This window comes from Hoeflea sp. IMCC20628 (genome assembly GCF_001011155.1).
Classification (GTDB): Bacteria; Pseudomonadota; Alphaproteobacteria; order Rhizobiales; family Rhizobiaceae; genus Hoeflea.
The window spans coordinates 827022-851763 of record NZ_CP011479.1 but is presented as its reverse complement, the minus strand read 5'-3'; the positions used below and the strand labels follow the sequence as shown (position 1 = coordinate 851763).

General features: G+C 58.3%; 15 protein-coding genes. 4 read left to right on the top strand and 11 right to left on the bottom strand.

What is annotated here, in order from left to right:
* Window positions 1-93: 93 nt before the first annotated feature.
* Window positions 94-1125 carry a Fe(3+) ABC transporter substrate-binding protein gene (locus IMCC20628_RS04010; protein WP_047029140.1) on the bottom strand — a complete coding sequence of 344 codons (1032 nt, stop codon included), beginning with the start codon at window positions 1123-1125 and terminating at the stop codon, window positions 94-96.
* A gap of 253 nt (window positions 1126-1378) precedes the next feature.
* On the opposite strand from IMCC20628_RS04010, the gene IMCC20628_RS04005 reads away from it, so the two are divergent.
* Window positions 1379-1966 (top strand): TetR/AcrR family transcriptional regulator, encoded by a 588-nt coding sequence (locus IMCC20628_RS04005; protein ID WP_047029139.1) that lies wholly within the window; start codon window positions 1379-1381, stop codon window positions 1964-1966.
* A 61-nt stretch (window positions 1967-2027) separates the two neighbouring features.
* Complete coding sequence (locus tag IMCC20628_RS04000; RefSeq protein ID WP_047029138.1) at window positions 2028-3005, top strand: zinc-binding dehydrogenase; 978 nt, start codon at window positions 2028-2030, stop codon at window positions 3003-3005.
* A 205-nt stretch (window positions 3006-3210) separates the two neighbouring features.
* Here IMCC20628_RS04000 and IMCC20628_RS03995 read toward each other — a convergent pair whose 3' ends face one another.
* From IMCC20628_RS03995 to IMCC20628_RS03965, 7 genes are all read right to left on the bottom strand, one after another.
* Complete coding sequence (locus IMCC20628_RS03995) at window positions 3211-4830, bottom strand: dihydroxyacetone kinase subunit DhaK (protein ID WP_047029137.1); 1620 nt, start codon at window positions 4828-4830, stop codon at window positions 3211-3213.
* A complete protein-coding gene (locus tag IMCC20628_RS03990; protein ID WP_047029136.1) occupies window positions 4827-5837 on the bottom strand; it encodes an ABC transporter ATP-binding protein in 1011 nt (336 codons plus the stop codon). The genes IMCC20628_RS03995 and IMCC20628_RS03990 overlap by 4 nt, the downstream gene beginning before the upstream one ends.
* Window positions 5830-6927, bottom strand: coding sequence for an ABC transporter ATP-binding protein (locus IMCC20628_RS03985; RefSeq protein ID WP_047029135.1), 1098 nt, complete (start codon window positions 6925-6927; stop codon window positions 5830-5832). Before IMCC20628_RS03985 ends, IMCC20628_RS03990 begins: the two co-directional genes overlap by 8 nt.
* A 3-nt stretch (window positions 6928-6930) precedes the next feature.
* Window positions 6931-7119 carry a hypothetical protein gene (locus IMCC20628_RS03980; protein WP_047029134.1) on the bottom strand — a complete coding sequence of 63 codons (189 nt, stop codon included), beginning with the start codon at window positions 7117-7119 and terminating at the stop codon, window positions 6931-6933.
* A complete protein-coding gene (locus IMCC20628_RS03975) occupies window positions 7116-8054 on the bottom strand; it encodes a carbohydrate ABC transporter permease (RefSeq protein WP_047029133.1) in 939 nt (312 codons plus the stop codon). Before IMCC20628_RS03975 ends, IMCC20628_RS03980 begins: the two co-directional genes overlap by 4 nt.
* On the bottom strand, window positions 8051-8998 hold the full coding sequence (locus tag IMCC20628_RS03970) for a sugar ABC transporter permease (protein ID WP_047029132.1): 948 nt from the start codon (window positions 8996-8998) through the stop codon (window positions 8051-8053). Before IMCC20628_RS03970 ends, IMCC20628_RS03975 begins: the two co-directional genes overlap by 4 nt.
* A gap of 87 nt (window positions 8999-9085) precedes the next feature.
* Window positions 9086-10414 carry an ABC transporter substrate-binding protein gene (locus IMCC20628_RS03965; RefSeq protein WP_047029131.1) on the bottom strand — a complete coding sequence of 443 codons (1329 nt, stop codon included), beginning with the start codon at window positions 10412-10414 and terminating at the stop codon, window positions 9086-9088.
* Window positions 10415-10610: 196 nt separating this feature from the next.
* Between IMCC20628_RS03965 and IMCC20628_RS03960 the strand changes: the two genes are divergently transcribed.
* Entirely contained in the window at window positions 10611-11630 is a 1020-nt protein-coding gene (locus tag IMCC20628_RS03960) for a LacI family DNA-binding transcriptional regulator (protein ID WP_047029130.1), read from the top strand.
* 70 nt (window positions 11631-11700) lie between these two features.
* On the opposite strand, the gene IMCC20628_RS03955 is transcribed toward IMCC20628_RS03960, so the two are convergent.
* A complete protein-coding gene (locus IMCC20628_RS03955) occupies window positions 11701-12882 on the bottom strand; it encodes an ABC transporter substrate-binding protein (protein ID WP_156174402.1) in 1182 nt (393 codons plus the stop codon).
* A 49-nt stretch (window positions 12883-12931) separates the two neighbouring features.
* Entirely contained in the window at window positions 12932-21916 is an 8985-nt protein-coding gene (locus IMCC20628_RS25555) for a tandem-95 repeat protein (protein WP_156174401.1), read from the bottom strand.
* Window positions 21917-21922: 6 nt separating this feature from the next.
* Here IMCC20628_RS25555 and IMCC20628_RS03945 point away from each other — a divergent pair, with 6 nt between their 5' ends.
* Window positions 21923-23200: an IS66 family transposase gene (locus tag IMCC20628_RS03945; protein WP_047029005.1), complete on the top strand. Its 1278-nt coding sequence runs from the start codon at window positions 21923-21925 to the stop codon at window positions 23198-23200.
* A gap of 695 nt (window positions 23201-23895) precedes the next feature.
* Here IMCC20628_RS03945 and IMCC20628_RS03940 read toward each other — a convergent pair.
* Window positions 23896-24726, bottom strand: coding sequence for an SGNH hydrolase domain-containing protein (locus IMCC20628_RS03940; protein ID WP_156174400.1), 831 nt, complete (start codon window positions 24724-24726; stop codon window positions 23896-23898).
* Window positions 24727-24742 lie beyond the last annotated feature (16 nt).

The following is a 24742-nucleotide window of genomic DNA, read 5'->3' as shown; positions in this document are numbered from 1 at the left end:
CATGAAAAAAGGCCCGGACGCCAAATGTCCGGACCTTTTCTCTGGCCGGGGCAACGGTCATTCCCCCGGCGGTAGTTATGGGTGGAGTACGGCTTACTTGTAGCCGACCTCGTTGTAGATTTCCTGGGCGCGGGCCTGGTTTTCGCCGAGCTTGTTGAGGTTGAGCGTGTCGGCGGTGAAGCTGCCCAAACCCTCGACCACCGAGGAGGCTGAAATGCCTTCAACCACCGGATACTCATTGTTGCCGTTGGCAAAATAGGCCTGCGCCTGATCCGACGTGAAATACTCCAGCAGCTTGATCGCATTGTCGCGGTGCGGCGCATGGGTTGTCACACCGGCGCCGGAGATGTTGACGTGTGTGCCATTGCCGTCTTGATCCGGGAAGACGACGCCGATCTTGTCGATGCCTTCAGTCAGGCCGTCGACCTGACCGGCGAGACCGCGGGCGAAGTAATAGGTGTTGGCAATGGCAATGCCGCACTCGCCCGAGACCAGACCCTTGAGCTGGTCGGTGTCGCCGCCCTGCGGATCACGCGCCAGATTGTCCTTCAGGCCCTGCGCCCAGTCCTTGGCGGCCTCATCGCCATTGTGCGCTATATAGGCGCCGAGCAGCGACAGCATGTAGATGTTGGAACTCGACCGGGCACACAGCAGGCCCTTGTACTTCGGATCGGCCAGCGCCGCATAGGTCTGCGGCGGCTCGCTTACTCTGTCCTTGTCATAGAAGATCACCCGGGCGCGCTTGGAAATGCCGAACCAATGCCCCTCAGGGTGGCGCAGACTTTCGGGAACGCGGGCATTGAGAACATCCGAGTCAACAGCCGAAAGCAGACCGGCCTGTTCCGCACGCCACAAACGGCCGGCATCGGCGGTGATGAACACGTCTGCCGGACTGTTGGCGCCTTCCGCCTTCATCCGCTCGATCAACTCGTCTTCCTTGCCCTCGATCAGGTTGATCTCGATGCCGGTAGCTGCGGTGAAATCGCTGTAGAGACGTTCGTCGGTGTCGTAATGGCGCGACGAATAGATATTGACCTCGCCATCGGCATAGGCCGGCACGGCGATGGTGGCGAAGACGGCAACGGAGGCGAGAAGTGCGAGCACGCGCGGTGTAGAGATGGCCATTGAAAACTCCATGAGAACCCGAAAGGGTCTGGTGTACGTAAACTAGACTATATCACTCATGATTATAAATCATCTGAGTTCCTGTCAACTGGTTCGCGGCAATAACATGAGTTTTTGAAGCAGGTTTATGCGGCATGCGCAAATCAGAATAATCCAACAGGCAGCCCCATCATATCCGGTGGTGGATCGCTTAAGCCCATGCCTCACGGCCTTGTGACTAGACGACCGGTCTATTTACCTCCATATCACCGTCATGACCGCACCGAAGAAATCCGAACAGACCCGTTCCCGCATCCTTGCCGAAGGCCGGGCGCTTGTGCTTGCCCAAGGCTTTGGCGGCCTCGGACTCACCGAACTGCTGACTGTTTCGGGCGTACCGAAAGGTTCGTTCTATTACTACTTCCCCTCCAAGGAAGCCTTCGGCTGCGAGATGCTCAACGCCTATGTCACTGATTACCTGGCGGCCCTCGACGCCATCATTGCCCAGCCTCAACCAGCCGCCGAACGCATGGACAGCTTCTTCAGCTCAGCCCTTGGCGGTGATGCCGGATCAATGGCCGATCGCTGCCTGGTGGTCAAACTCGCTGCCGAAATCACCGACCTGTCCGAAGACATGCGGCAGATCCTCGATGACGGCGTCACTGCTGTGTGTGACCGCCTCGCCCAAATGCTGCGCGAAGGCGCCGAAGACGGCTCCATCATTTTGCAAGTCGATCCCGCCTGCGCCGCCACCCTGCTCTACAGCCAATGGCTCGGAGCGGCGATCATCGCCAAATTGTCAAGGCGCCCGCACCCCCTCGAACAGGCGCTTGCCGATACGCGGCGCCGGTTCTTCACCTGACACCACACCTACCTCCCCTCTCGAAATCCTGCGCATTGCAGGCACACCAAAGGATACTATTATGAAAGCTGCAACTTACACAAAATTTGGCGAACCGGCCGACGTTCTCGTCGTCAAGGACGTCGCCCGGCCTGAACCGAAAGCCGGTGAAGTCCTCATCCGCACCATCCTCTCGCCGATCCACAACCACGATCTGTGGACCATTCGCGGCACCTATGGCTACAAGCCAGAACTGCCGGCGCTTGGCGGCAGCGAAGCCGTCGGCACAGTTGAAGCGGTCGGCGACGCCGTCGATGTCACACTGATCGGCAAGCGCGTCGTCAATGCCGGCAAGATCGGCACCTGGGCCGAATATTTCACCGCCCCTGCAGCTGGCATTTTGCCACTGCCTGACGCGATTTCCGACGAAGCCGGCGCGCAATTGGTCGCAATGCCGTTCAGCGCCATATCGCTTCTCGAATTCTTGCACGTCAAGGAAGGCGACACCGTCATCCAGACCGCCGCCAATGGCGCTGTCGGCAAGATCTTCGCCGATCTCGCCCTCGCCCGCGGCATCAAGACCGTCAATCTGGTGCGCCGCACCGAGGCCGTTGCCGAACTTGAAGCGCTGGGCATGGAAAACGTGCTGTCGACCGACCAGGATGGATGGCAGAAGCGCGCCCGCGACATCGTCGGCAAGGACGGCGCGCAAGCCGCGATCGATTCCGTCGGCGGCCCGATCGTCGCCGATATTGCCGACCTGCTCGGCCTCAACGGCTTGCTGGTGGTATTCGGCACGGCCACAGGTGTGCCGCTCGAACTGCGCGCCGGCTCGATGATCACCAACCACCTCACTGTCAAGGGCTTCTGGGGCTCGCGCATCAGCTCCGAAATGGCCGCTGACGAAAAGGTCCGCCTGATAACCGAACTGGTCACGCTCGCCGCCCACGGCAAGCTGAAGCTGCCCTCGGGCGGTGAATTCAGCCTCGACAACGTGGTCGACGCAGTCAAGGCATCGCTGACACCGGGCAAGTCAGGAAAGATCCTGATTCGTCCCTGATCCGGACTGACAAGACAATCAGGCCCGCGCCGGAACACTTTTGGCGCGGGCCTTCTGCATGTCTTTGGGCTCTAAAACCGCTCCTCCAGCCAATCCGTTGCCGGCGGCAGGCCTCATCCGCGGAAAGGCTCGCGATAAGGTTCGTTTGTCCTGTTGAGCGCAGCTCTGCAGCCCGGCTGTCCAGCAGACTCTGAAAATTGGCGACTTAACCCTGCAAATGCTCGAACAGACGTGCCACTGCTTCAGCACCGGGATCGGTATGGCCTTCAAGCTGCTGGGCATTGATATAGGTTGCCCGGCCTGCATTCGCCTTGGTCAATGTTGCAGTATGATCTGCACCTGCACGCGCTGCCTTGGCAGCCAGTTGCAGATTGTCTTCCAATGCGTCGAGTGCCGGATGAAGCGCATCCACCATGGTTCTGTCGCCCAGCTTGGCGCCGCCAATTTCCTGCATTCTTGCCAGTCCGGCCTTCAGCGAGCCGGTCATCGAGAGGCCGCTTGAAGCAGCATCGCCTGCCGCGGCAAAGAAGATCGCCAGCAACACGCCGGAGGAGCCGCCCATCGTCTGGCTGAGTTCCTGGCCAATGGCGCGGTAGAGCTGGGTGTGATCAGCCAGGGGAAGCGTGTCCATCGTGGCAATCAGCGCGCGCGCGGCCCCGGCCAGCGTCGATCCTGTGTCGCCATCTCCGGATTTGGCGTCCAGCGCATTCAGGTCCGCTTCGGACTTGATCAGGATCTCGCAGCACTTGGTCAGGAAGGCGCGGGTTTCGGCGTGCTCGGATGGCAGCGGCTTGATCGGTGCCAGACCATCCGGAAGGTTGAGGACGGTCACCGGCGTGATTTCGGAAATGCCCGGCCAGGCAGAAAGCGGCGTTGATTGTGAAAGCGCATCAAGGTCTTCAGCGTCCACTGGATAGACTGACACCGAGAAGCCGCGCATATCCAGAGATGTGACCATTGCGGCTGGCCCGACGATCCATTTCAGTTTGCCGGCAATACTGGAATTGACCATTTCATTGGCCAGAACAGCCATTTCGAGAACAGAGGCTCCGCCCAGATTGTTCAGAAGCGCGACATGATGGCCGTCGCCCATGTGCTTGCCGAGCTTTGCGACGACCGCATCCATCGCCTGCCTTGCATCGGAATACTGAATCTGCTCGACACCGGCTTCGCCGTGGATGCCCAGACCTAGCTCGGCCATGCCCTTTGGAATGCGGGACTCTTTTGGCGAGCCCGGAACGGTACAGGTATCAAGAGACATGCCGATGGTCTTGGTGCCGGCAATGACTTTTTCGACCCGTCTGGTGATTTCACCCAGTTTGACCCCACGCGCAGCCAGAGCCCCGGCGATCTTGTGCACGAACAGGGTACCGGCGACACCACGCGCCTGCGGCAAGTCAGGCAAGGCCACATCATCATCGACAACAACCATGCTGACATCGAGGCCGAAAGCCTTTGCACGCTCGGCCGCCAATCCGAAATTCAACCGGTCGCCGGTGTAGTTCTTGACGATCAGCAGACAGCCGGCAGGACCGGTCACGGCCAAAATTCCAGCCAGTACAGCATCGACAGAAGGCGAGGCAAACACATCGCCACAAACGGCCGCAGTCAGCATGCCTTCGCCGACAAATCCGGCGTGTGCAGGTTCGTGGCCGGATCCACCGCCAGATACCAGCGCCACTTTCGACTTGTCCCAGTCATTGCGGACCACTACCCGGATATGCGGGTAGCCATCCAGCCGCGCGAGCTTGCCGCCGGACACCGCAATGACACCGTCGACCGCATCGGTGACAATATCTTCCTTGTTGTTCATAAACTGGGTCATAGGACGTTCTCCTCGGCAATTCGTGCGCCATCAATATCGAAATAGAACGGTTTTTCCGGCCTGATCTTGACGATGTCCCCCTCGGTCAATGGTGTGTGCGCATCCGTGACAGAGATCAGATCATGGTTCTTGAAAGACAGATGCAACCGGGTCTGGTCTCCCAGATGTTCGACGCGTTTAACGAGGCTGTCTTCGCCGGATCCCTGGGCAATTTGCTCAGGCCGGAGGCCAATGTTGACTGCATTCTTGGGTGCGCCAGTGAAAAGGTCAGCGGGCAGAATATTGATCCGAGGCTGGCCAAGACGACTTGCGGCATAAATGCTCACCGGGTTTTCGTAGATTTCCCGCGGGCTGCCGAATTGAACCAGCTTGCCCTTATCCAGAACGCCGACATGGGTCGCCATGGTCATGGCTTCGATCTGGTCGTGGGTCACATAAAGCAGGGTTGCGCCGGACATCGATTGAATGCGCTTCAATTCAATCCTCAGATCAGCGCGAAGCTTGGCATCCAGCGAACTCAGCGGCTCATCCATCAGGTAGATGGCGGGGTTTCTGACCAGGGCGCGGCCGATGGAAACACGCTGCATTTCACCGCCCGACAGGGCTGTCGCCTTGTTGTCGAGCTTGTGGGAGATCTGCAGGACCTCGGCAACTTCCTTGATCTTGCGGGCGATCTCATCGGCAGGCGTATTGAGCAATGGCGACTTCAACGGAAACGCCAGGTTCTCGCGTACAGTGAGATGCGGATAGAGCGAGTATTGCTGGAACACCATGGCGACGTTTCTCTGAGCCGGCGTCAGCCCGGTCATCGATTGGCCACCGATGGAAATCTCGCCAGAATCAGGAGTATCAAGACCCGAGACCATGCGCAGTGTGGTGGTTTTTCCAGCGCCCGTGGGCCCGAGCAGAACCACGAAGGATCCGTCCGGGATTGTCATGCTGACATTATCAAGCGCGATCTCGGAGCCGAATGTCTTGGTCACATTCTTCAGAACAACTTCAGCCATGTCTCAAGACCTCCTGATTGGCTTGCGACAGCAGCGCCTTGCCCGTCTCGGTATTGAAGATGGTTATGGTGCGCTCATCAAATTCCAACCCCACCTTCTCGCCAACCCTGATGGCATGAGAAGCGCTGGTCCGCGCCTTCAAATTCCCGTTCGGCGTGGCGACGGTGACGATCTGGGTCGTGCCAAGATACTCGGTAGCCAGCACTTCACCCTTATACGCACTGGAATCGGCAAAGTGCACATGCTCGGGCCGGACGCCAAATGCCAGCTTTCCCCCTGCCCCTTCGAGCGAAGCCGGTATGGTGAAATCGACACCGTTCAGCTCAACACTGCTCTGGTTGTTTCCCAGGATTCCGTCAAAATTCAGAAAATTCATCGATGGGGAACCGAGAAAACTGGCGACGAACATCGTCGAGGGCCAATCATAGATTTGCTGCGGACGGCCGAACTGTTCGACCACGCCATGGTTCATCACCACGATCTTGTCGCCCATCTGCATGGCCTCCAACTGATCATGGGTCACATAGACCGTCGTTGCCCCCATCCGGTCATGAAGCGCGCGCAACTCTTCCGACATGCGCTCGCGGAACTCGGCGTCGAGCGCGCCCAGCGGTTCGTCCATCAGGAAGGCTTTCGGATCGCGGACGATGGCACGTCCCAGCGCCACACGCTGACGGTCGCCGCCGGACAGGCCGCCCACCGGGCGATTGAGAATGTCGGTAATCCCGAGGATTTCGGCCACCTCGGCAACCTTCTTTTTCACCTGGGCCCGGGGCATGCCCTGGCTGATCAGCGGGTAGGAAATGTTCTTGCCGACATTCATGTGCGGATAGAGCGCGAACATCTGGAAGACGAAGGCGATGTCACGCTGGCTGGCAGGCTTCATGCCCACTTCTTCACCATCGATGTAGATTTCGCCGCTTGTCGGCAGCTCAAGTCCGGCCATCATTCGCAAGGTTGTCGTCTTGCCGCAACCGGAGGGACCGAGCAGCATGAAGAATTCACCATCCTCAACCGTGAAGGTGGAGGATTTGACCGCATTGAATGTCCCAAAATCCTTGCGCAGATTCTTGATCATGATCTGTGCCATGGGTTACTCCGGGAAATGGCTGACGATGATGAACATCACGGTGCCAACCAAGGTTACGATGAAGGAATAGGTGTACAGCCACAGTGCGAAAGGCTGCATCAGCATGACCACGCCCAGCGCGATCAAGATCGATGCCAGCATTTCCCAGGAACCGCGCCTGCCACGCACCAAGCCGTTGAAGAAGTTTGTCATTTGCGAACCGCTCCGAAGGTGATGCCGCGAAGCAGGTGCTTGCGCAGGAGAATGGTGAAAACCATCACGGGAACCAGGAAGATCGTCGCACCGGCAGCAACCGCCGGCCAGTCCTGTCCGCCCACACCGATGATCGTCGGAATGAAGGGAGGCGCTGTTTGCGCGGTGCCAGAAGTCAACAGCACGGCAAGCGCATATTCATTCCACGAGAAGATCAGGCAGAAGATGGCGGTCGAGGCGATACCGGTTGCGGCCTGCGGCAGCACGACCTTGTAAAAAGCCTGAAACCGTGTGTAACCGTCGATCAATGCGGCTTCTTCATACTCAATCGGGATTTCATCGATGAACCCGTTGATCAGCCAGACCGCGAGCGACAGGTTGATCGCGGTATAGAGCAGGATCATGCCGGCATGGGTGTCATTCAGACCCAGGTTCCTGAACATCAGGAAGATCGGAATGGCGACCGCGATCGGCGGCATCATCCGCGTCGACAGAATGAAAAACAGCAGGTCATCCTTGAGAGGAACCTTGAATCTCGAAAACGCATAGGCGGCAGCGGTTCCCAGAAAGATGGCGAAGAATGTCGAGCCGAAGCCGATGATGACGGAGTTGAAAAACCGCTCGGAATAGCGCGAGGTCCCGACAATCGTGTTGCCCTTGTTGCGCACCAGCTGCTCATACCAAGGCAAGTCTTCACGCGGCTGTTCAGCAAGCTCCGGGCTCAAACGTGTCTGGGTGGTGAAGACATTGACATAGCCTTCGACCGTCGGCTGAAACAGGATCTTCGGCGGATAGGCGATGGAATCGACCGATGATTTGAAACCGGTCGCGACGATCCACAAAAGCGGCAACATGGTGATCAGTGCATAGCCGATCACCAGAATGCCGGCGATCCATTTCTGCCTGGCTGACGGCTGCGTAACAGAGTAGCTCATCGTTGTTTCACCTTGTTGAGCGCCTTCACGTAGATGGATGCCAGTCCAAACACCGTGACAAACAGGATCACCGCATAGGCGGACGAAAACCCGGTGCGCCATTTCTCAAAGGCTTCGCGCTTGAGATCGATGGACGTCAGCGTCGTGGTATTTCCCGGACCGCCACCGGTCAGTTGCACCACCAAGTCGAACATCTTGAAGTTTTCGATGCCGCGGAACAACACTGCCAGCATCAGGAAGGGCAGGATCATCGGGATGGTGATGGTCCAGAACTGGCGCCATTTGCTGGCCCGGTCGCATTCCGCCGCTTCATAGATGCTGTCGGGAATCGACCTCAGCCCTGCAAGGCAGATCAGCATCACGAAAGGCGTCCACATCCAGGTGTCGACAATCACGATCGACCAGGGTGCGAGCGAGACTTCGCCGATCATCGAAAAGCTTGACGGATCGGCGCCGGTGACAAAGCCGACGACATAGTTGAACAGGCCGATCTGCGGCTCATAGAGGAAGGTCCAGAAATTGCCGACCACCGCGGGCGACAGCATCATCGGAAACACGATGATCGTGGTCCAGAGATCATTGCCCTTGAATTTCTTGTTGATGAGATAGGCCAGCGTAAAGCCGATCAGAACCTGACAGACGATTGTCCAGATCAGGAAATGCGCGGTTGCCTGCATCGTCATCCAGATGTCGGGATCACCCAGGACCCGCTCGTAATTGCGCAACCCCACCCATTCGACGGCATTGTTGGGGCGGTTCACCCGGAAATTGGTGAAGCTGAGATAAATCGTCCAGATGAGCGGGAAAATATTGATCGCCAACAGGATGAAGATTGTTGGTGCGACAAAGATCCAGGCAATGGCTCGGTCTGAAAGCCCTTTTACCTTTTGCACGACGACAGTCGGGGTCGCCCGAGCAGCGCGGTCTATCACTGAGTTTGACATAGCAGATTCACCTGATTCCCATTGGTGAGGCCGGAATACGATCTTCCGGCCTCACAGCTCATTGGGAGGAGCAAGAGGGGTTAAGGCTTACTTCTTGCCTTCGTCTTCAAAGACTTCATCCCAGTCCTTGACCAAACCATCCATGGTTTCCTTGGCGGTACCGTTGCCGGCAACCACGTAGTTGTGCACACGCTTCTGCATCGGCAGCAGCAGGGATGCATAGGAAGGTTCCGCCCAGAAATCCTTCACGATGGCCATGGAGTCGAGGAAGGTCTGCGCAAATGGCTGACTTTCAGCAAAGCCCGGCGCTTCCACGACGGCACGCATTGCGGATGCACCGCCGACGTCCCACCATTTCTGCTGAACATCCTTTTGAGCGAACCATTTGATGTATTCGAGCGCTGCATCCATGTTTTCAGTGTTTGCAACAACCGAAATACCTTGGCCGCCAAGCTGGGCGAACTGACCGGCAGGACCCGCCGGGTTGGCAAAATAGCCTGACTTGCCGCCACCCACATTCGGATCAACTTCAACGCCCGGCCAGATGAACGCGAAGTTCATCTGCATGGCAACCTGACCAGACTTATAGGCATCGATATTCTGCGACATGTAGGCATCAGACGCACCCGGAGGGGTGCAGCAATCATACAGCGCCTTGTAGAATTCGAGGCCTTCAATCGCGCCGTCGGAATTGACGAAGCCTTCGAGATCGTAGGGCTTGTCCGGATTTTCGTACTGGAAACCGTAGTTATACAGGACGTTGGTGACGCCCATGGTGATGCCTTCGGAACCGCGTTCGGTATAGATCGCCGCGCCATAGACTTTCTTGCCGTCGATATCACGACCCTGGAAGAATTCACCAATCTGCTTGAGCTCTTCAAGGGTCTTCGGCGCATCCAGATCGCGGCCGTATTTTTCCTTGAATTCAGCCTGGATTTCAGGTCGCGAAAACCAGTCCTTGCGGTAGGTCCAGCCGACAACGTCGGCATAGGCTGGCAACGCATAATAGTTCGGCGTGTTTTTCGGCCATTCGGCATAACCGGTGACGGTCGCAGGCAGGAAATCATCCATCTTGATGCCTTCGGCATCGAAGAAGTCATTGAGTTTCACATACTGGCCGTTCTCGGCAGCACCACCGATCCACTGGCTGTCGCCGATCAACAGATCGCACAGCTTGCCGCCGGAATTGAGCTCGTTGAGCATGCGGTCAGCGAAGTTTGGCCACGGCACGAATTCGAAGCTCATCTTGTGTCCGGATTCGGCTTCGAAATCCTTGCTCATCTCGACCAGCGCATTGGCCGGATCCCAGGCAGCCCAGCAAAGGGTCAGATCAGCGGCCTGAGCAGAACCGGCACCTGCCGTCGCCCCGACCATCAGACCGATCGCTGCTGCGGAATTCATCAGATTGAATTTCATAGTAGACATTCCTCCCGTTTAACAATCCCGCCAGCATGGCAGGGCCTCCTACCCTTATCCATAATGAGGTGCGCACCTCATTGCAAGCGAATCTTGAGGTGCGCACCTCAAAAGTTGCATTCCTGCGAATTTTATTGAACAAATTGACTGGCGAGAGATATGAGAAACCCCGATTGACGCGGAACACTTCAGGCAGATGCGACCAACAGCAAAAGACTTAGCGGCAGAAGCAGGCGTAAGCCTCGCAACCATAGACCGTGTCCTGAACGGCCGCCCGGGTGTGAAGGCTCGAACGGTGGCCAAGGTCAACGAGGCGATTGCCCGAATTGGCTTTGTCCCCAATCTGTCCGCGGTCAACCTTGCCCGGAAGAAAAATTACCAGTTTCGGTTCCTGCTGCCCGAACACGGCGATCAGTTTCTGGACGTTCTGGCAAAACACATTGAAGAAGCCAGGAAGGCTTTTGCCGCAGAGATGATAGACGCCACAACGGTTCGCCTTCCGGCTGAAGACCCCTATCGGTTGGCAAGCTATCTGGGTCAACTGGATGCCAAACTGGTGCATGGCATCGCAATCATGACGCCGGAATCTCCGCAGGTTCGCGATGCGATCAACCGCCTGCTGGAACGCGGAATCGAAGTCGTCCAGTTTCTGGCCGGCCAGCCAAAAGCAGCCAGCAACGACTTCGTCGGCATCAACAATCACGCAGCCGGCGCCACTGCTGCGCAGTTGATGGGCCGATTCCTGGGCGGGAAAAAGGGAAAAATCATCGTCACTTCCGAGACCATGCAATCGCGGGACAGTATTGACCGAAGGCTGGGTTTCGATGAGGTCATCAACCGCGAATATCCGCAACTCCAGACCCTGCCCTCCATTGAAACGCACGGGGATCTCGAAAGAACACGGAAAATCTTCAAGAATATTGTTGCAAATTATCCAGACATCCTGGGCTTGTACGTCATGAGTGCAGAGGCTCGTATTCCGATCGAGGAAATATCAACAATCACCACCAGACCTCTGGTGAAAATCGTTCATGAGCGCACCCCCTTCACGGAAGCCGCGTTGCAGAGTGGGAAAATAGATGCGGTGATTGCGCAAAATCCCGGTCACTTGGTCAGAAGTGCAATCCGTATTCTCAAAGCTCGAAACGACCAGCGAGAACCCGTAGCCTCACAAGAAAAAATCCGCATCGAGATCCTCCTGAAGGAAAACCTTTAGCAATGGATCGATTTGAGGGGCAGAAAAATTGGACCTCCCGTCAAATGAAACCATTTGACCGCGACATGCATCAGAACCCCTCGCCCTCTTCCTGAATGACCTTCAGGCTGCCGTTCTCGATGCGATGCACCACCATGCGCCGCTCGATCCGGCCATCCGGGCGGAACCGGAACAGCCCGGTCGCGGCGCGGAAACCCTGGCTCGAGGTCAGGTTCGCGACCGTAATGGCGTCAGCCCCGCCCGAGCGCACAAGACCCGCCGCGATAGCCACGGAATCATAGCCAATCGCCGCATCATAGCTCGGGCTTCGGCCGAACCTGGCCTTGAAGCGGTCGGCAATCACGTGGACGCTTTCGGTTGACGGGATCGCCACCATCAGGCCTTGCGCCGATGGCGACTTGTAGATCACTTCGGGGATAAGCGAGGTGGCGATCGCCGTGGCGATGGATTTTCCGAATTCGCCGGCCGCCAGGATGTCGATCACTTGGCCGATGGCTTTGCCGCCACCAAGCAACACGATCGTATTGGCCTTGCCAAAGACAGCCGCGCCATTTGCGAAAGCCGCGCGCAAATTCTTGCCGCTTGCCGGATAGGGCACGAACCCGACGGTGTTGCCGCCCTTGAGCCTGATCCCTTCGCGCAAGCGCAGAAGGTTTTCTGCGGGAAATCCCGCTTCATGCACGACGACGATGTTCTTCTGCTTGGCCGCGACTGCGACGCCGACGCCCTCGAGCGCGCTGTCGATCGCATCACCATAGAGCGGCCAGATATGAGTGCCGCCGGCGGAGTTGTTGGCCACCAGCGCCAGGATCGGCGGGCGAGGCAGGCTTGTTGCGGAAATGATCTTCGACACTTCCGTGTTCGTCGCCGGGCCGATGATCAGCTTTGTTCCTGCGGCCGTTGCGGCCTGAACCTTGCTGACGGCCTCCCCTGAGCGGGAACTGAAGGCATGGAAATCAATCCTCAGCTGACCGGCGCCGAGGTCATCCAGCGCCAGCCGGGCGCCATCGGCGATATCGGCGGCCTGAGCCCGCATGGAGCTGTCGGAGGGCAGCAGCATGGCTATGGCAACAGGCCCGTTGCCATAGGTTGAATCGCTCACAGCCGCTATGCCGGAGTTTGTGGCTCCGCCCACACCGTCCCCCAGGCTTGATGCCTGGCATCCGGCAAGGCCAAGGCTGGCAGCCAGCAGAAGCGAGCGGACGGCTCCCTTGAAGGAAATCCGTCCGGCCGTCGCCGTTACGTCACTCATATCGTCGACCACTGCCACACCCCGAACAAACCACACCATGCGCATGTGATCAGATGATCACAGCCGGGGTTGAGTCATCATCGACCAGGATCCGCAGCGCGTCCGTACCCGGAGCGACCGAGAATTCGGCGACCTGCACAAAGCCGGCACCGCTGCCTGTACCATCAACATCGACTTCGAGGAAGGTTCCGTTGACCCGGACATAATCGCCTGCATTTCCGGCATCGACCGGCTCGGAGCCGAGAAGCTCCGAGAGATCGACAACATCGCCGTCGACGAAGTTGTAGTCGGCGATCAGATCCTGAATGCCGCCGCCCATGGCATCTGCCAGAGCAGCCGCATCGAAGACGAAGGTATCAGCCCCGGCACCGCCGGTCAGCGTATCGCTGCCGAAGCCACCGTTGAGGATGTCGTCGCCGTCAAGACCGAACAGGAAGTCATCACCGTCACCGCCGATAAGCAGATTGTCGCCGGCATCGCCGGTGATCACCTGGGCCGCAGCATGACCGGACAAATCACTCATGTCCGGCAGACGGCGTTCACCAGCCGCCAGCGCGCTGGCCATAAGCCCATCTGCCTCACCATCGCTGTGGCCGAGATCGAGAACATGTCCGAACTCGTGCATGACGACGGTCAGAAGATCGACCCCGTCCGGTGCAACCCCGGCCTCGAACTCGACATCGTCCTCCGGTGTCTGGTCGATGTACCAGCCCTGCCCCGCAGCATTGATATCAATGACAATGCCGTCATTCGCGGTCTGGCCAAGCATGGTGCCGCCCAGATCGTCAATGCTGACATTGGTTTGCGAGAGCAGCACAAGCTGATCGTCGCTCAGCCCTGCAGCTTCCCAGCGCAGCAGCGCGGCGGCAATGATCGGCGCCAGTTCCGCCGAAGACAGGGCGTTCCGGTTGGTCCCGATGGCTTCTTCGCCGTCGAACTCGAGCGGGAAGAGGGGCTCGCCCACGATAGCAGCTTCATCTACACCGTTCACCGTCAACGTAACTGTCGCGGTGTCTTCGCCGCCTTGGCCGTCGGACACTGTGTAGGTGAAGCTGTCCTCAAGCGTCTCGCCATCATCCAGCGCCTGCAGCGTTGCAGCCGCCGTGGGATCATAACTGATCGTGCCATCGGTATTCAGCGTGATCTCCGCGCCCTTTGCGCTGGTGGCCGAGACCGCCGAGATCGACAATGCATCGTCGTCAACATCGGTGTCGTTGCCAACAAGGTCAGCCGCTGCAAACGTGTGTGCGGTGTCTTCCGAGATGGAGAGGCCACGTGAGTATGAGATGTCGTCCAGCTCGAAAAATCCCCATCCCGATATCGCGCCAAAGCCGGTAACGGAAATCTTGAAGGCGTCGATGTTCTCGAAATTGAGAGCAACGTCGGTTCCGGCAAAATTCAGGCTGACAGCCACGCTGGAATAGACCTCAAACCCATCCCGGTATCCGGAAACTTCAACCTCCGTAGCCGCATAATTCGTTTGATACTGGAGGCTCTGCTCGAGACCAAATTTGCGCAAATTCAGGCTGTTGAGATCAAATTCGCTGCCGTCGGGGCTTTCAAACGTCGAGTTTGCACCGGCATTGCCACTATATCCAATGGTTCTCCCGCCAGACTGCCCAAAATAAAAGTCGGGGGTAGAGCCGTTTGGCGACGTATCCGAACTCCAGTTCAAGCCGCCATACCCATCGGGAATTCTTTGCGATGAACCCGGGTCAAAGGTGATCAGGGTTTCTGTCCAAGGCGCGAAAGTATCATCGACCGCCACAGGCGCATCGTTGACCGGTGCGACCGTGAGGGTCACCGTCCCCGCGCTCGATCCGCCCTGGCCGTCAACAAGTGTGTAGTCAAACGTGTCCGTGCCGTTGAAGTCGGCAAGCGGTGTGTAGGTGAAATCGCCGTTGCCCGACAGATTGACCGTTCCGCCCTGCGCCGTTGTGATTGCCGCATTTGCAACAACCGCCGGCGTGCCGCCATCCAGATCGACGTCTGCGCCATTGCCATTGTCATCAAGCACATTGCCGGAAATCCCGCCGGCCTGATCTTCGTTGCCTGAGATCGCGTCATCGTTGGCGACCGGCGGCAGGTTGATCACAGTCGGTGTGGCTGAACCCGAACCGGTCACGAAGACCGGGTCGCCCGTGAAGTTGACGGAGGAACCGTCAGTGAAGGTCAGTTTGTAACCCGTGGACCCGCCGAGATCTTCCAATGTCTGTGGTGTGCGGCTTTGAACATCAATCTGATCTGCCGCGCGTGCACCGGTCACAGTGTCATGGCCGCCGTTGGTGACGAAGACCACTTTGTGGCCGCTTGCCGCAAACTGCGAGACATCAATCGTGTCATCGCCCTGCGATCCGTTGATCGTGATTGTGGAGGTGTCGAGATCTGTGCCCGAGAAGTTGCCGGAGACCGTGACATTGGTTCCCGAAGACGTCGGTGTCGCCGCTGTCCCGTTGATGACGATGTCGTCGATGTTTTGCAGTTGCGCAACAATCGTGAAGGCTCCGCTGCTGGCGTCGGTAGCTCGCGAAACGACAATCTCGGTACCGTCATCAAACGTGCCGATCGGCGAAGTACGGGTGTTGTAAGCCAACACAGTCTCGATCAGGAACTCTTCGCCAAGGGCACCGTCGCCAAACACCTCGAATGTGTCGGTATCTGTCACCACGCCGCCATCGACAAGGTCGTGGCCGCCGCCAACGTTCCAATGGATGACATCATCGCCCGCGCCCGCATCAATGACGTCATCGCCGCCGCCGCCGGTGATGGTGTCGGCGCCGCCCATGCCGTTGATGATGAAGTTGCCGGTGGAGTCCGGGCTGATAAGCAGGTTTTCGGCTCCTTCGGTCATGTTCACCGTGACGGTCGATAGCGTCTCGTTGGTGATGTCGCCGTGCTCGCCGCTGGCGGTGTCAGTGCCGGAGATGGCGACATTGGTCACCGTCACCGCAGGCCCGGCATTGGTCCTGTCCGGCTCGCCAACCTGGATACCGGTCGAAGTACGACCATCGATGATGCCATCTATAATCAGGACATCGGTCAATGTTGCCGCCTTACTACCGGTGTAGCTGCCATCATCGCGCGCCTCGATCACGATAGCGCCGCCGTTCTTGTCACCGACCGCAACTCCGCCATTCTGGTCGGACGCGCCGACATTGGTCAGGTGGAAATTGCTGATCGTGATGTCGGTGTAGACGCCTGCCTTCAGGTTGATGTTGATGCCGTTGCCGCCCGTGCCAGCCGACGAGGAGCCGAACTGGCCCACATCGTTCATCGTGACATGGTCGATCAGCGCATGGCTCAGCGTCTCGGCGTAGATGCCCTTTCGGGTAAGGTTGCTGAAGTCCGTGCCGTCAATGGTCACATGTTCGGCCAGGCCATCGCTGATGCTGCCTGTAGTCTTGGCGAAGTTGATGCCGACATAGCCGTCAGTAATCGATCCGTCATTGATGGTCAGGTAGCTGATATCTGCAGACGTGCCCTTGTGGATGCCCTCGACCGTATCTTCAATGGTCACGTTGTTAAGAGTTGTATGGTTGACGCCGCTCGCGAGATCTTCAAACTTGATCCCGTAGTGGAAACTGTCGATCTTCAGATCCTCGATGGTGACATTGTCTGCGGACACCTTGATGCCGCTGCCGGACATAGTCTGATAGGATCCCGTTGTTTCCAGGAAGGTTCCGACGGAGCCACTTTCAGCGATGCCGTTGTCGAATTTGAAGGTACCGTGGATGACGGTTGCGTCACCCGCGCCCTTCAGGGTCAGATCCGCCCGGTCGATGAACAGGTTTTCATCATAGGTCCCCGCCGCAATCTGAATGGTCACGTGGCCGACAATAGCGGCCGCAGCCGTCAATGCCGCACCGATCGAACCGTAGGCGCCGTCATAGGTCGCCGCACTGTCAACGAACAAGACGGTGGTGTCGTCAAACTGAAGCTGCTCGACGCCCGTCACTGTGTCGACGCCATGCGCACCGCTGACAGTCAGCGAAGCGCCGCTGCCGGAAACTGTCACATCGGCGAAGTTGCCGCCGTAGACAAATGTGTCGTTGTCCGCACCGCCATCAAAGCTGTCATTGCCGGCCCCGGAGGTGAAGGTGTCATTGCCGCCATTGCCGTTGAAGACAACGCGGTGGCCGCTGCTGATGCCCGATGCGTCGACCTCATTGTTGCCGGACCCGCCGTTCACGGTGATGGTGTTGGGATGAAGCGCCGTGGCGTCGAAATTGCCGGCGACGGTAACGCTGTCGTCGTTTGATCCGAGATTGAAGACAATATCCTCGATCTCGTCGATCCGCACCGTGTCCGAACCATCGAAAACCAGAATGTCATCCGTCGGCGGTGCTATGATATCCGTGCCAGCGACAGATACGGTGAACTCGGTCTCAGCCCCACCCACATTGTTGATGATCAGGGTGTCGGCGCTGTCCGGGAGAACCCCCTCGGTGCCACCGTCGATGGCATCATTGCCATCGCCAACGCTCCAGATGATGGCGTCATCGCCTGCGCCGGCATTGATGGTGTCGGTGCCGGCAAAGCCGGTGATCTGATCGTTGGCGCCGGTTCCCGTGATCGTGTCTGCCTTGGTGGTGCCATCAAGTTCGCTGAACTGGCCAGCTTTCTGCACCACGATCAGGCCGCTTAGTTCATAGGAGCCGTTGGCTGCGCTGTCGTCGAAGAACGAGCCGGCATTGCCGCTATCGTTTGGTGTGCCCGATGGCAACTGATCGGCCATCGGATCGATAATGACCGGCTTGCCCCAGCCCGAAACCGTATCGACGGTCGAATTGGTGACCGTAAGCCCGGTCATGTCGGTGTAGCCCTGGATGTAGAAGCTGGCCTTGCGGGTAGCACCTTCGACATCAAGCCCGTCGATGGTGACCGTGCCCATAGCTGTCAAGACGTCGTAGGAGCCGATCGTGGATCCCGGAACCGGTGTCAGCTGGTTGTAGAACGGGCCATCGACGCCGTTGATCTGCACGCCGTAGGCCGCGCTTGATCCGCCAGTGACACTGTTGCTGGCCAAGACATTGGTGATTGTCGCATTGCCGTCAAACTCGAACAACATGATGTTGGCGGAGTTCGAGCTCGACTGCGCGTTATCGACAAAGGACGAGTTGGTGATCGAGACGTTCTGCACGCCGGCCTTATCGTAGGCCGTGCTTGCCTGGCGTCCGGTAGCGTAAACGCCGTGACCGGTACCGCCCTCGACGCGCACATTGTCGATGGCGAGCGTGCCGAGTATCTCGGCGTCCTGCGACGAGATACCGGAGCCGACCGCATTGGTGATTGCCAGATTCTGGATCAACACCGTGCCGCCTGCGTAGTCCGCAGCCATGTCAACGATGAACCCGCCGCCATTGATGATCGTGTCCGCGACCGTCGAGCCATTGCCAAAGCCGAGGACCGACAAGGGCTTGTCAATGATCACGCCGACATTGCCCGCGCCAGACCAGGTTCCCTCGGCGATCAGGATGGTGTCGCCGGCATTGGCTGCATTAACCGCCGCCTGAATGGTGGCATAGCCGCCATTGCCGACCAGCAGGAAGCCTCCGGCTTCAAGACCATCGACAACCTCGATGCCGCTGAGCGTGTCCGTTCCTTCGAGACCGCCGGTCGTAACTGTCCAGCCGCCAGAGACGTTGGTGGTAATGTCCGTTGCCGTCAGGACCGTTGTGTACTGGGCCGTGTCAGCGCCGTCACCACCCTCGAGGTTGTCGTCGCCACCGCCACCGATCAGGATATCAGCGCCTGCGCCGCCATCCAGCTCATCGTTGCCGCCGCGTCCGTCAAGCGTGTCGGCGCCTGCGCCGCCATAATAGGCATCGACGCCTTCCGAGCCGACAGGGTTCAGAACGGTTGTCTGCGAAGCAGGATCGAGGCCGAGATAGTGATTGACCAATTCGATGCCGGTATAGGTATTGGCTGTCGCACCGGTGTTTACAACATCGTTGACAACCGGGATCGTGCCGTAGTCGATCACGCCGTAATCGGCATCCGTGAACGCATTGGCCGAGACTGTGCCGCCGCTGCTGTTGATCAGATAGACACCGACATCATTGTCGCTGGTGCCTGTATAGCTGTTGCCGTTGATGATCAGACCGCTGGCGTCGAAGACCAGGATCGCGACAACCGACCAGGCGCCGGCTCCGGTATAACCGAGGCCGCTGATGGTGTTGCCCGAGAGCGTGCCGGTGGAGCCCGAAGACATCTGGATGCCGTTCTGGGCCATGACAGCCTGGCTGACAGTCGTGATCGTATTGCCATTGGTGGTCACATCGGCGTTGCGGAATATCATGCCGGTTTTCTGGAACTCAGTAACCGTCGTGTTGGTGACACTGATCGCATTTGGCAGACCGGCGCCGTTGGTGACCAGGATCGCGTTGCCGCGCTGGTTGCCCGACACCTGACCGGTCGCCTCATTGATCGGCGTGTCGCCGATTTCGAGAACCTGGACATTGTCGATAGAGCCGGATGCATCGGCGAAGACAATGCCGTTGAAATCGGCGCCGCCGGCGATCTGACCGGCCTGCCAGTTTCCATCGATGCTGATCAACTCGATGCTGACATTTTCAGCACCTTCCACGGTCAACACGCTGTAAAGCGCTTTGCCGCTCTGCGGATCGGTCGAGGTCTGGACCAGTCCTGCGGACGGCGCTTCGATCACCACGTTGCCAATGCCGACAAGTGTCAGGTTGTCGGTCGAAATCTGGACCTGTTCCGTATAGACACCTGCATGCACTTCAACGGTGTAGCCGGTGCCGGCCACGTCGATACCGTCCTGGATCTTCTCAAACGTGCCGACCAGGTTGCCCGAAGCGTCGAACACGAAGACGTTGCCCAGCAGGTCGAGATCGACGCCATCACCACCAAAGTCGATGCCTTCGATGCCGTAGAGTTCATCGGTCTTGCCCGCGGCGATGTCTTCCACCCGCCAGCTGCCATCGGCCTCGCGGCTGACATTGTAGTCTGCCGCAACACCGTCAAAGACCGCCGTGTCGCTCTCGCCGGCCTGGGCCAGACGATTGACAGCGTCAGTCGCGATGTTGGTGTCTTCATTGCCGTACAGCTTGTCGCTGCCGCCGCCGCCCTTGAGCGTGTCATTGCCTTCACCGCCGACCAGAATGTCACCGGTGCCGCCATTGTAGCCCTTGTCGCCGATCAGCGTGTCATCATCGCCCATGCCGCGCAGCACGTCACCATTGTTGCTGCCGGTGAGGATGTTGGCATTGTCGTCGCCGATGAAGTTGGCAGTGGAGTTGTGCGCAGCCGTCACGTTCTCGAAGCCCGAGATCGTGTCGCCCGCCAGTTCGCCGCCCGACACCGTGTTGGTGCGCAGGTCGACGGTGTGGATCAGCGTGGATGCGCCACCGACCGACAGCCTCAGCGTGTCGTTGCCGTCGCCGCCATGCAGGATATCGATCCCGGCGCCGCCGTCGATGATGTCGTCGCCGTCATTGCCATAGATCGTGTCGTTGCCTTCACGTCCCAGGATGATGTCATCCCGGCCCGAGCCGACGATCACATTGTCGGAGCTGTTGCCGATCACCTGGCTGGCAGCGCCCGCGCTGGTGTCAGCCGCATTGAGGATCAGGTTCTCGACACCGATGAAGGTGGCGTCATCGACCGCATAGCCGCCGCCATTGCCGCCATCATTGAGATCGACCGTTACCTTGCCGACGACAGCCGAAAAATCGACCGTATCAACGCCGGCGCCGCCATCGAACGTGGTCTTGCCACCATCGATCATGTAGTCGTCGCCGTCGCCGCCGCGCAGGATATCGATCCCGGCGCCACCGATCAGAAGATCATTGCTGTCGTCGCCGATGAAGGTGTTGTTGCCGCCCAGACCCTGGATGGCGATGTCGTCGGAGCCGGTGCCGAAGCTGTTGGTAACACTCAGCGGAACGCCGGAAAGATCAAGATTGCCGTCGATCCCGTCGATGTTAAACCCGTGCCATTTGGCAGAGACATTCACCGTTAGGCCAAGGCCGGTGATGTCGAGACCATTGGCGTTGGCGAAGTTGTAGATCGCCACACCGACCTTGGAATAGGTGCCGGCCACGCTCACGCCATCAAGCGTCACATTGCCCATCGGCTGGAACGGAGCATCGACGCCGCGGAACTGGATGCCGTTCTCGGCAGCAGCACCCGGTGTCTGGACAGTGACACCGGTCAGGGTGACATCGCCATTGTAGAGGTAGAACGAAATCGCACCTTCGCCCGAACCGCCCGAATCTGTCGTCGCGTTGCCGGAGAAGACCGCGTTGTCGACAGCCGCAATGCGCGGGCTTTGGCGTCGTGCAATATCAACAGCCTCTGTCACGCTGCGGGGCAAGGACTTGGCCACCGAGGGAGGAAACTTCATCGATCCGAGCTTGATGCCGACGAGGCGAAGGAAACGGATCTGTGCCTGTGCGAGATCCTCTTCAGCTTCCTTCAGACGCGCCTTTGCGGAAAGAAGGCGTTCCCGGCCCTGCGTGCGGTCGGCAGATGTCAAGGCGCCGCCGGAAACCCCCGACGAGATATCCGACACAATCCCCGACAGGACGTTAGCATTCTTGCGCGCGATGGCCACGATCTCGGCCTGCAGCAGAATTTCGAAATATTCCTGGGAGACTGCCAATGCGATCGCTTCGGACCGTTCAGCGACGCGGAACGAAGCGCCGTCTACACGAGCAGCTTGACGCTCGACTTCGGCCCGGCGCGCGCCGCCGTCAAACAGCGTCTGCGTAAAGGTCAGACCGACATCGGACGGGTTCAGCGAATCATCATCGGTACCGAGCCGGCGCCTGCCTGGACTGTCCAGCTTGCGGCCACCGGCCGATGCTTCAAGATCCAGCGTCGGCAGGTAAAGACCGCGAGCCTGGCGAAGTTCGAATTCCACCGCCTCACGATTTTCCGCAGACGAAAGGATTTCGGGATTTGACCTCAGCGCCTCGTCCACTGCCTCTTCCAAGGTAAGAGCACTCGCCGGCACTGTGGCGAGGTAATTACCCACCCCCTTGCCATGCACCACAATGTCTGAATCCATGATGATATGGATCGGACTGATTTGCAGCAGCTGAGCAAGGACGAATTGATCGAGATGGTGCTTCGGCTCCAACGGCCTGCCAAGGATTCTCGGACGTCTTCCAAGCCGCCCTCTACGGACAAGAAAGAGAAACGCGTCAACTCACGACCGGGTGGAGCCAAGCCCGGGCATGAACCCCACAATAGGGTGCTGGCGGATTTTGCCGACATGTTTCGCGATCATGAACCGACCGCCTGCAAGAGATGCGGCCATGCGTTTTCCGGTGATGATACGATGGTGCTGGCCGGGGCCTATGACGAGATCGATATTCCTGCGATCCGTCCTCATGTCACCCGGCATCGGCGTTTTTCCTGTCATTGCCCGCAATGCGGCACGACGACAAAAGCCACCGCACCTGCCGTGGCAACCGCAACGCCGTTCGGGCCAGGCATTCACGCGCTGGCGATCTACCTCAAGAGTTTCCATGCATTGTCTTACGAACGCCTGAGCGGTGTGTTCATGGATATTTTCGGCCTCCATGCGAGCGAGGGCGCGATCATGAACATGTTTGCCCGCTCCCGTCCGAGCTTCCAGGCCACAGCACAGGCCGCCAAGGCCAGCCTTCGAGCCGCCCGCGTTGTCGCCAGCGACGAAACCGGTGTGCGTATTGAGGGCACAAATGCCCAACACTGGGTTTTTCATTGCAAGGATGCCGTTGTCCACCAGCCCGATTACTCCCGTGCAGCACGGGTCGTTCACGAGACCATGGGCGGCCATGTCCCCGAGGTATGGATATCTGATCGGTATTCAGCCCAGCAATCTCACGGCCATCGACATCAAACCTGCCTTGCACATTTGGCGCGTGATACAGCCTTTGCGCTGGAACATGGCGAGGATGATCTCCCTCTTCGCTTCCAGCTTTGGTTTGGCCGTGTGTTTGATTTCGCCAGAGCCATAAGCACATTCGCTGCGTCTACCGTCGCAAGCAAGAAGCGCAAATTCGATAAACAGCTTGCCGGGCTTCTATGCGCCCCGACTTCATGCGACCTGGCCCAAAAGCTCCAGGCCAAGATCGGGCGGGCCCGCGATCAGCTGCTGACGTTTTGCGACTATCCCGGAGAAGTCGATGTCACCAACAACACATCTGAGCGAAAGCTCCGTCCATGGGTCATTCAGCGAAAGGTGACAAACGGATATCGCGCCATGTGGGCCGCCCAAGCCGAAGCGAACATACGCACGACAGTCGATACCGCACGCCTCAAAGGCGCAAACCCCTTCCAGGTCATCGCATCCGTCCTGGCATAGGCCGGTAGAAGAACCGGAAATCACGAATTCAGGGGTGGGTAATTACGTGGCGAGAGAGCTAAACCCGATCGCAAAACAGCAAGAACACAAAAACGATTTAAACATCTCGCCCCCAATAAATACACGTACAGACCTGCTCTGTACACGGAACGTACCACCTATGCGAGTCACACGATTGTCAATCATCAATCATGAAGCAACCTAAAATAGCCCTGTTGCGCTTCTACAACACAACATCACAGATACTATTGTCAATGACATAGCAAACATGGGGTGATCGCGTCGGCCGGCGGCGGATTATTTCGGGCGACAGACGTCGCCCTTCATGGTCCGCATGCCGGCATGGTGGGGCAACCTGTCCGGCAGCGCCCCCTCGATAATGGTTCTCAACCCAGAATTGAAGTCCCGCCCTCAAGCGGCAGGTTTGGAGTTCCCAATGGTTGAGCCTTGTTCATAGCGTTGCGAGAATGTCTCAACAAATGTTCGGTTGCTGCTGAATCTAGCGGGCCATAGCCGAGCTCATTCATGATCCGCAGTTTTGCTGATACCGGGTCGCATCGCAGGTTGAACAATTGACGCTCCTCACCAGTCAGAGCGGATTCGCCGGGCAGTCACTGCAAATTTGCAACCGTCAGTGACCGTGGCAATCTGGTCCGGGCAGCCTGCCAATACGCTCAGCAGGATCGCGGGCCAGCTTACTCGGTGGGTCTGATGAACGAAATAATCTCTGCGCCTTCCGCCGATTTGGCAAACCGCCTACCCAAAATCCAGCTGCCTTTGAAGTTGAGATGGCCGGAGTCGAAATACAAAGGCATGCCTTCTTCGAATGCGTGGCAAGTTTTGGTGTCGCAAAGCATATCCGTGGGGTCGATCACCCGAACCAGATCGTTCTGGTCGGCAATATCGGCCAGAACCTGATTGAACTGGATATCCCGTCTCGGCGAACCTTCGGGCAGATTGCAGATAATCCATGGAGCTTTCACGGCCTTCATCGCGCATTTGTTGTCGACATTCTTCTGGATGGGCACTTTCGCGAGCACTACGACTCGCACGCCCTCATCAGTAAGGAATTTGATGAAATCTCTGACGTCACGCTCGAAAGAGGCACCGGCACGTTTTCCGTATCTTTCATAAAATGGCCATGATGCGCCGAGGAATACGACTTCGTAGGCTGCGAGCAGCGGCCGCACCTTCTCCAGTGAGTATCTACAGCTCTCGAGAAAGCGTTTCTGAACATAGGGTTCTGGATCGGTGAGGATTGGCGGACAGGCGGAATGCTCGAAATTGCGCATCGTCAGCCCCGCAGTCTCCGCGAGCGCGCTGGCAAAGCCGATGTAATGAGTGGCGTTGGAGTCCCCATAAAGCAGGGCGGTTGGCTCGCCGGACCCCAGGACGCAGTTTTCGTCAATGAGCGTTTCTTGCTCCAGCTGCGGCCTCTGGCAAACAGCAGGCGAAGCACTCGCGGCTTTACCTTGCCCTACAGGAGCCAGTTGTTGCGGGTAATTCGTCCATATCCACGGGCCCATGCCGCGGGTGTCCGTC